The sequence below is a fragment of the Flagellimonas olearia genome (assembly GCF_009184425.1).
GTDB classification, from domain to species: Bacteria; Bacteroidota; Bacteroidia; order Flavobacteriales; family Flavobacteriaceae; genus Flagellimonas; species Flagellimonas olearia.
The window spans coordinates 1,637,576-1,644,640 of the sequence record NZ_WELG01000002.1 but is presented as its reverse complement, the minus strand read 5'-3'; the positions used below and the strand labels follow the sequence as shown (position 1 = coordinate 1,644,640).

The window sequence follows — 7,065 nt, the reverse complement described above, 5'->3', positions numbered from 1 at the left end:
CCTTACAGGAGATCCAACACCAGTGGCAATAGACCTGACACCTTATGTCAACAACGACACAAACGAACTACAGGACTTAAGCCTTACAGGAAACAATCTTTCCCTTTCGGACGACCCAACCGCGACACCCATTGATTTGGGCGCCTACCTTGACAATACCGATGCCCAAGACCTGAGCCTGACAGGGAACATACTGGCCCTTACAGGGGATCCAACACCAGTGGCAATAGACCTGACACCTTATATCAACAACGACACAAACGAACTACAGGACTTAAGCCTTACAGGAAACAATCTTTCCCTTTCGGACGACCCGACCGCAACACCCATTGATTTGGGCGTCTACCTTGACAATACCGATGCCCAAGACCTGAGCCTGACAGGGAACATACTGGCCCTTACAGGAGATCCAACACCAGTGGCAATAGACCTGACACCTTATGTCAACAACGACACAAACGAACTACAGGACTTAAGTCTAAGTGCCGGAAATATATTGACGTTAAGTACTCCGGCAACGCCTGCAAACCAAGCCGATTTGTCCATTTTAAACGAAACCGTATCGGCAGGCACAGGTATAACTGTTACTCCCACTCCTGCATCACAGGATTTTGAAGTAGCCGTTACTAATCCGGTTATAGCCATGGGCCGAGTATCTGGGGGGGCATTAGGAAGTAATTTTGGTGTTTCCAACTTTGCAGATAACACAAATGGGGACTATGATATTACGTTAAGCACCACTCCAACAGATTTTGTTGTTCAATTGAGTACAAACAGTGCTGCTGGCCCAAGAACCATTCAAGTAACAGCTCAGGGAGCAAACACATTTTCAATTCAAATTTATGACGCATCTGGTACTCCAATTGATTCCGATTGGAGTTTCACCGTAATCTCATTTTAAGCATTGAGAAATTTAGTATACATAATTATTTTTCTTTGGATTGGGTTTACCCAGGCCCAAACCGCCCTGTACAATAGCGGCAACCTACGGGTACATGCGGGCACCAACATGGGATTGGGATTGCATACCGATCTGATCAATGATTCCTCTTTTGACCAAAACCAAGGCTTGGTGGGGTTTTATGGAGAAAGCCTTATTCAGGTAACCGGGAGCACGTCACCAATACTTTGGGATATGGAAGTCATGTCAGCTGGCGATGTCTTTCTTCAGAATCCCGTACATGTTGAGAACAACACCAATTTTGTAATTGGCAATATCCAAACTCCGAAAAACGACCAAACGGTTTACTTGAATTTCATGGACACTGGTTTTTTTACCGGGGAAAGTGCTCACTCCAAAGTCACAGGATTTGCGGCAGTGAGCAATAGGAGCCTTTTCTCGTTTCCTGTTGGCGACGAGAACCAGCTAAGACCCTTGACCCTTGCATCAGAGGCCAATTCACCTTGGTCCATCTGTGCCTATTTCTTTGAAAACCCCTCCAGCCCAACCTCTATGCCCCAAGGTTTTGATATTGAGGAAAAGGTTAGGGACATTGGCACCGTTTCGGACAAGGAATTTTGGATCCTGCAAAGCGATGTACCCGCCAAGGTAACCCTAAGCTGGAATGCAAGAAGTGGTTTGGGACTTATCCCCAATGCCACTTTGGAGTCCATTATTGTTGTGGGTTGGAGCAAAACATCCAATCAGTGGACCATTTTGGGGAACTCAGCTGCAGGAGGTGATATTGTCGAGGGTTTTGTGGTCTCCGATACTTTTGTTCCTAGCGATTATGAAGCCATTACCTTTGGCGCCATTCCTTTACCCACAGATACTTTTGCCGTGAACAATCCCACTTTGGGAAACTACTTTTTAAGCCCGAATGGTGACGGGGTCAACGACTTTTTGGTGATTGACGGTATGGAAGAATCCCCCAACAACAGCTTGCAGATCTTTAACCGCCTAGGACAAAAGGTCTATGAAAAAATAAACTATGTGGACGAATTTTACGGCCTATCCAATACCGGCAGTCTCATCATGAGTCAGGATATTGGTTTGCCCGAAGGCGTCTATTATTATCTGGTCAGTTTGAACGACCTCCGATTACAATATACCGGTTATCTGTTTTTGGATAGATAAAACCCATTTCGCAGGACTGGAAAATACTTCTTAACTTGGCTCGAAAATCAATTTCATGAAAAGAAGGACCTTTATCAGAACCGCTTCAGCTTCAGGTTTGGCCTGTACCCTCCCTCCTATTTTTCCCAATTTTTACAATTCGGACTATTCCATGGAAGAATTGATGGGCAAGGCAGATGTGGAACTTTACGGCGAGGGCATCAATCTGAGAAAAGAGGCCTATGATTCCTTTTTGGAAATGAAAAAGGCCGCCTTTACCGATGGATTTGACATTAAAATGGTTTCGAGTTTTCGGGACTATTACAGGCAAGAGGGCATTTGGGAGCGAAAATATCTACGCTTTACCGAAGATGACGGCATGGAACCCCTTGATGCCATTGAAAAGATCATTGAATATTCCACCATTCCCGGCACCAGTAGACATCATTGGGGCACCGACATTGATATCATAGATGGCTACCCCAATATTACCAACAATGTCCTTGACCCAGAAAAGTTTGGACCCGGGGGACCTTTTGAGGGATTCAAACTGTGGATGGATGAAAATTCGGAGAAATATGGGTTTTATCTGGTCTATACCAATGAATCCAAAAGAAGGGGTTTCAAATATGAGCCCTGGCACTACAGCTATGCACCGCTTTCCATTCCCATGCTTACCGCGTACCGAAGACTCAATATTTTAAAGCTTTTGCAAAGGGAAGAATTTTTGGGCAGCGAACATTTTACCGCGGGGTTCATCAGAACCTATATACAAGACAATATTTTGGACATCAACCCCAAACTGTTATAGTTCTTTTTTTGTACCTTAATTCCCCTAGAACACTATCACCATGAGAAGAGGAAGTTGGAGGGTCCGTATCCTGATCGGACTGGCCATTGTGGCCTTTGCCTTTGTGCGCCGTTGCAGCAATCAAGAAGAAAACCCATATACCGGAAGGGTCCAGAACATAGACATGTCCGCGGAACAGGAAATTGCCATTGGATTGCAGAGTGCCCCTGAAATGGCCCAACAACATGGCGGGCTTTATCCAGATGAACGCATGCAAAGCTTGGTGGACGCAGTGGGCAACAAATTGGTAAAGAGCAGCATTGCCCGGGAGACCCCCTACCAATACGATTTTCACTTATTGGCAGATGATAGGACCATTAACGCCTTCGCCTTGCCTGGGGGACAGATTTTTATTACCTACGCCCTGTTTTCCCAGTTGACCGAAGCACAATTGGCAGGCGTATTGGGTCACGAGATAGGTCATGTCATTGGAAGGCATTCCGCCGAACGTATCGCCGAAAGTAGTTTTTGGCAAACCTTGGCCACGGGTGCATCCGTTGGGGGAGATATGGGAAGTTTGGTCAGTGGGATTGGACAGAACACCTTGCTTAAAAATGGCCGGGGAGATGAGTTGGAAAGTGATGAATTGGGCGTTTTGTTCATGATACAATCCGGTTACGACCCCCATGAAATGATCAAGGTAATGGAAATTCTTAAGGCCGCGGCCGGTCCCAACCGAGTACCGGAGTTTCAAAGCACGCATCCAGACCCGGAAAACCGCATTGACAAAATAAAGGAGGCCATTCAAAAATATTCAGGTCGATAGAATCTGTGCGTTCATCGAGAATAAAATGGCGTTTATCAGATTTATGTACCTTTGAGTGAACCCAAATCGAGCCAGCGTTCTTTTCTTATTTGTGCAAACCAAAAGAGAGAACACATGGGAACACTATTACATTTTAAACACCTCTATTTAGAGGCATTTGACGAGTGCAAACCAAGCTTTGTGGTACTTTTTTTAAAAGGGTACTCCATCTTTTGCGGCATAATGCTTTTCATGGCATTTTATGCATTTTTGTACAGAGCTTTTACCGGCTTTGATTTTTAAGCCACATACTCTTTTACAGGAACACTTATAGGTAAATGAGCTAAAAAAGCCCATCCAAATTGGATGGGCTTTTTTTACGGATGAATAAACTCCTTTTCTATTTTTTCATAGCATCCTCCAAAATGGCAAGCGCCTCTTTGGCATTGGCCATCTCGGCATACTTCTTTGCAGAGTATCCGCGGTCACAACGTTTTTTTACATTGGCCCCATTATCAATGAGCAATTGTAAAATTTCGGTTTGGTTGTAACGGGCGGCAAAATGGATTGGGGTCATTCCCAAAGACTTTTGGTTGACATCCTCTCCCAATTGGATCATTTTTCTTACCGTATCCACATCGCCCTGCATAATGGCTTTGCAAAATATGCTTGGTTGTGCGGTGATCATGGTAGCATCCAAATTGGAGTCCATAAAAGGTTCGTTGGCGGAAACGCCCGTTGCGGCCAGCATACATACAGCAGCTAGCGATAGGATTGTTTTTTTCATGATGAATCGTTTTTGATTAATGATTAATAAACTGATATAAAAGTAGACTCCTGAAAAGGCCAAGTGTTACAGCATTAACAGATAAATAACTTAATTTTAACAAGTCTATATTTAAGTTGGGTAATTATTATGGAATCCTTAACCATAAAACTACCTGAAAACTAGCGCATCCAAGCAGATCACTTTATTTTTGGGGTATAATTTTGCAGTATGGAGAAAAAGGTTATTCTTATGATTTTGGATGGTTGGGGCAAGTCTCCCGACCCAAAGGTTTCGGCCATTGCACAGGCCAATACTCCTTTCATTGATTCGTTATATTCCCAATATCCCAATGCCAATTTGCTTACGGATGGCATGAATGTAGGTCTGCCCGAAGGGCAAATGGGCAATAGTGAAGTGGGCCATATGAACTTGGGTGCAGGGCGCATCGTATACCAAGATTTGGCCAAAATCAACAAGGCTGTCAAAGAGGATACTTTAAAAGATGAAAAAGTGCTTCAGGATGCCTTTTCCTATGCAAAATCCAACAATAAATCCGTTCACTTTCTGGGCCTGCTCAGTAATGGAGGGGTGCATAGCCACATAGACCACCTAAAAGCGCTCATCAACGCAGCCCAAGAAAGTGGTGTGGAGAAATCATTTGTACACGCCTTTACCGATGGCCGGGATGTAGATCCCAAAAGTGGAAAAGGTTTTTTGATTGACCTAGATCAATTCTGTTCCGACAAGAACACCAAACTGGCCACAGTGGTGGGCCGATACTACGCCATGGACCGTGATAAACGTTGGGAACGGGTAAAACTGGCCTATGATGTCATGGTAAATGCCCAAGGCGAAAAAGCACAGGATATTGGCAAGGCCATGCAAGAAAGTTATGATGAAGGGGTTACCGATGAATTCATAAAACCTTTGGTGATGACCAATGCCAATGGTGAGCCTTTGGGCCAAATCGCCGAAGGTGATGTGATCATCTTCTTCAATTTTAGGACAGATCGTGGTAGAGAGCTTACCCAAGCCTTGAGCCAACAGGATTTCCATGAGCAGAACATGCACAAAATGGACCTATATTATGTCACCATGACCAATTATGATGATTCGTTCAAAGGCATCAAGGTGGTCTATGACAAAGAAAATATTAAAGATACATTAGGGGAAGTACTTGCCCGAAACGGCAAGAAACAGATTCGCATTGCGGAAACGGAAAAGTACCCCCACGTGACCTTTTTCTTCAATGGAGGAAGGGAGGAACCTTTTGAAGGGGAGCAACGTCTTCTTTGCCCATCGCCCAAAGTGGCCACGTATGACCTTCAACCCGAAATGAGTGCATACGAAATCCGGGATGCCATCATTCCCGAACTTCAAAAAGGAGAGACCGATTTTGTGTGTCTCAATTTTGCCAATCCAGATATGGTGGGCCATACCGGGGTTATGTCCGCAGCCATCAAAGCTTGCGAGACCGTGGATGAATGCGCCAAAGCCGTGGTTACGGCAGGGCTGGAAAATGGATACTCAACCATTGTCATTGCCGACCACGGCAATTGCGATACCATGATCAATCCGGACGGAAGCCCGAACACCGCGCATACCACCAACCCGGTTCCTTTGATTCTTGTGGATACCGATATCAAGCAAATCAAGGATGGTGTTTTAGGCGATATTGCCCCGACCATCTTAAAGATGATTGGCATTCCACAACCCGAGTTAATGACACAAAAACCATTGGTCTAGCCCAGAATTTCTTAAAATCCATAGATTCAGTTTATCTTTGCCCCTATGATTCATGTAAAGACAGCAGAGGAAATTGAATTGATGCGCGAAAGTGCCTTGGTCGTTTCCAGGACCTTGGGCATGTTGGCCAAGGAAATAAAACCGGGGGCCAACCCCCTAAAATTGGATAAAATGGCCGAGGAATATATCCGGGAGCAAGGTGCAGAACCTGGCTTTTTGGGGATGTACGACTTTCCCAATACCCTCAATTGGAGCCCTAACAGCCAAGTGGTCCATGGCATTCCCAATAACGAAGCTCTTAAGGAAGGTGACGTTATTTCGGTGGATTGCGGCGCCCTGAAGAATGGGTTTTATGGAGACCATGCCTACACTTTTGAAGTGGGTGAAGTGGCCGAAGAAACCAAAAAGTTGCTCCAAATCACCAAAGAATCCCTCTACGTAGGAATCCGGGAATTCAAAGAAGGTAATCGTGTGGGCGATGTGGGATACGCCATTCAAAAATATTGTGAAGACCATGGGTATGGTGTGGTTCGTGAGTTGGTAGGCCATGGATTGGGTAAAGATCTGCACGAAGACCCCCAAATGCCCAATTATGGAAAACGGGGACGTGGCAAAAAATTTGTCAACGGTATGGTCGTTGCCATTGAACCCATGATCAATATGGGAACACGGAGGATAAAACAGTTGAATGACGGCTGGACCATCTTGACCGCCGACGGCAAGCCCAGTGCTCATTTTGAGCATGATGTGGCCCTGATTGATGGAAAACCCGAACTGTTGTCCACATTCCAATATATTTATGACGCATTGGGAATCTCCAGTGACGAAGAGGAGGAATTCCGGGCCAAGAAATTAGTATTATAAAATACTTTATCTTGCTCGACACGAATTTCACCAAT

At 45.0% G+C, this 7,065-nt stretch carries 8 protein-coding genes; 7 read left to right on the top strand and 1 reads right to left on the bottom strand.

The genetic code is table 11. The features are described 5' to 3' along the window. The 5 genes from F8C76_RS16745 to F8C76_RS19045 form a co-directional block, all read left to right on the top strand. On the top strand, positions 1 to 901 hold a 901-nt coding region (locus F8C76_RS16745; RefSeq protein WP_170284052.1), incomplete at its 5' end, for a hypothetical protein. A gap of 3 nt (positions 902 to 904) precedes the next feature. Then, positions 905 to 2,077 (top strand): T9SS type B sorting domain-containing protein, encoded by a 1,173-nt coding sequence (locus F8C76_RS16740; RefSeq protein WP_152132738.1) that lies wholly within the window; start codon positions 905 to 907, stop codon positions 2,075 to 2,077. A 55-nt stretch (positions 2,078 to 2,132) separates the two neighbouring features. Next, the gene (locus F8C76_RS16735) at positions 2,133 to 2,867 is read left to right on the top strand and encodes a M15 family metallopeptidase (RefSeq protein ID WP_152132737.1); all 735 of its coding nucleotides are present in this window, start codon (positions 2,133 to 2,135) and stop codon (positions 2,865 to 2,867) included. A 40-nt stretch (positions 2,868 to 2,907) separates the two neighbouring features. Beyond that, positions 2,908 to 3,672, top strand: coding sequence for a M48 family metalloprotease (locus tag F8C76_RS16730; protein WP_152132736.1), 765 nt, complete (start codon positions 2,908 to 2,910; stop codon positions 3,670 to 3,672). Positions 3,673 to 3,786: 114 nt separating this feature from the next. After that, positions 3,787 to 3,954 (top strand): DUF6747 family protein, encoded by a 168-nt coding sequence (locus F8C76_RS19045; RefSeq protein ID WP_313786774.1) that lies wholly within the window; start codon positions 3,787 to 3,789, stop codon positions 3,952 to 3,954. A gap of 97 nt (positions 3,955 to 4,051) precedes the next feature. Here F8C76_RS19045 and F8C76_RS16725 read toward each other — a convergent pair whose 3' ends face one another. After that, a complete protein-coding gene (locus F8C76_RS16725; RefSeq protein ID WP_129654539.1) occupies positions 4,052 to 4,438 on the bottom strand; it encodes an ankyrin repeat domain-containing protein in 387 nt (128 codons plus the stop codon). Between the two features lie 210 nt (positions 4,439 to 4,648). Between F8C76_RS16725 and gpmI the strand changes: the two genes are divergently transcribed. Together gpmI and map are read left to right on the top strand one after the other, a co-directional pair. After that, positions 4,649 to 6,166, top strand: coding sequence for a 2,3-bisphosphoglycerate-independent phosphoglycerate mutase (gpmI, locus tag F8C76_RS16720; RefSeq protein WP_152132735.1), 1,518 nt, complete (start codon positions 4,649 to 4,651; stop codon positions 6,164 to 6,166). A gap of 45 nt (positions 6,167 to 6,211) precedes the next feature. Next, positions 6,212 to 7,030, top strand: coding sequence for a type I methionyl aminopeptidase (gene map / locus F8C76_RS16715; protein WP_152132734.1), 819 nt, complete (start codon positions 6,212 to 6,214; stop codon positions 7,028 to 7,030). Positions 7,031 to 7,065: the final 35 nt, after the last annotated feature.

Excerpts from the sequence above, each read along its gene's own strand:
- gpmI (WP_152132735.1), top strand. The coding sequence starts at position 4,649 with ATGGAGAAAAAGGTTATTCTTATGATTTTGGATGGTTGGGGCAAGTCT.
- F8C76_RS16730 (WP_152132736.1), top strand. The coding sequence starts at position 2,908 with ATGAGAAGAGGAAGTTGGAGGGTCCGTATCCTGATCGGACTGGCCATT.
- map (WP_152132734.1), top strand. The coding sequence starts at position 6,212 with ATGATTCATGTAAAGACAGCAGAGGAAATTGAATTGATGCGCGAAAGT.
- F8C76_RS16725 (WP_129654539.1), bottom strand. The coding sequence starts at position 4,438 with ATGAAAAAAACAATCCTATCGCTAGCTGCTGTATGTATGCTGGCCGCA.
- F8C76_RS16735 (WP_152132737.1), top strand. The coding sequence starts at position 2,133 with ATGAAAAGAAGGACCTTTATCAGAACCGCTTCAGCTTCAGGTTTGGCC.
- F8C76_RS19045 (WP_313786774.1), top strand. The coding sequence starts at position 3,787 with ATGGGAACACTATTACATTTTAAACACCTCTATTTAGAGGCATTTGAC.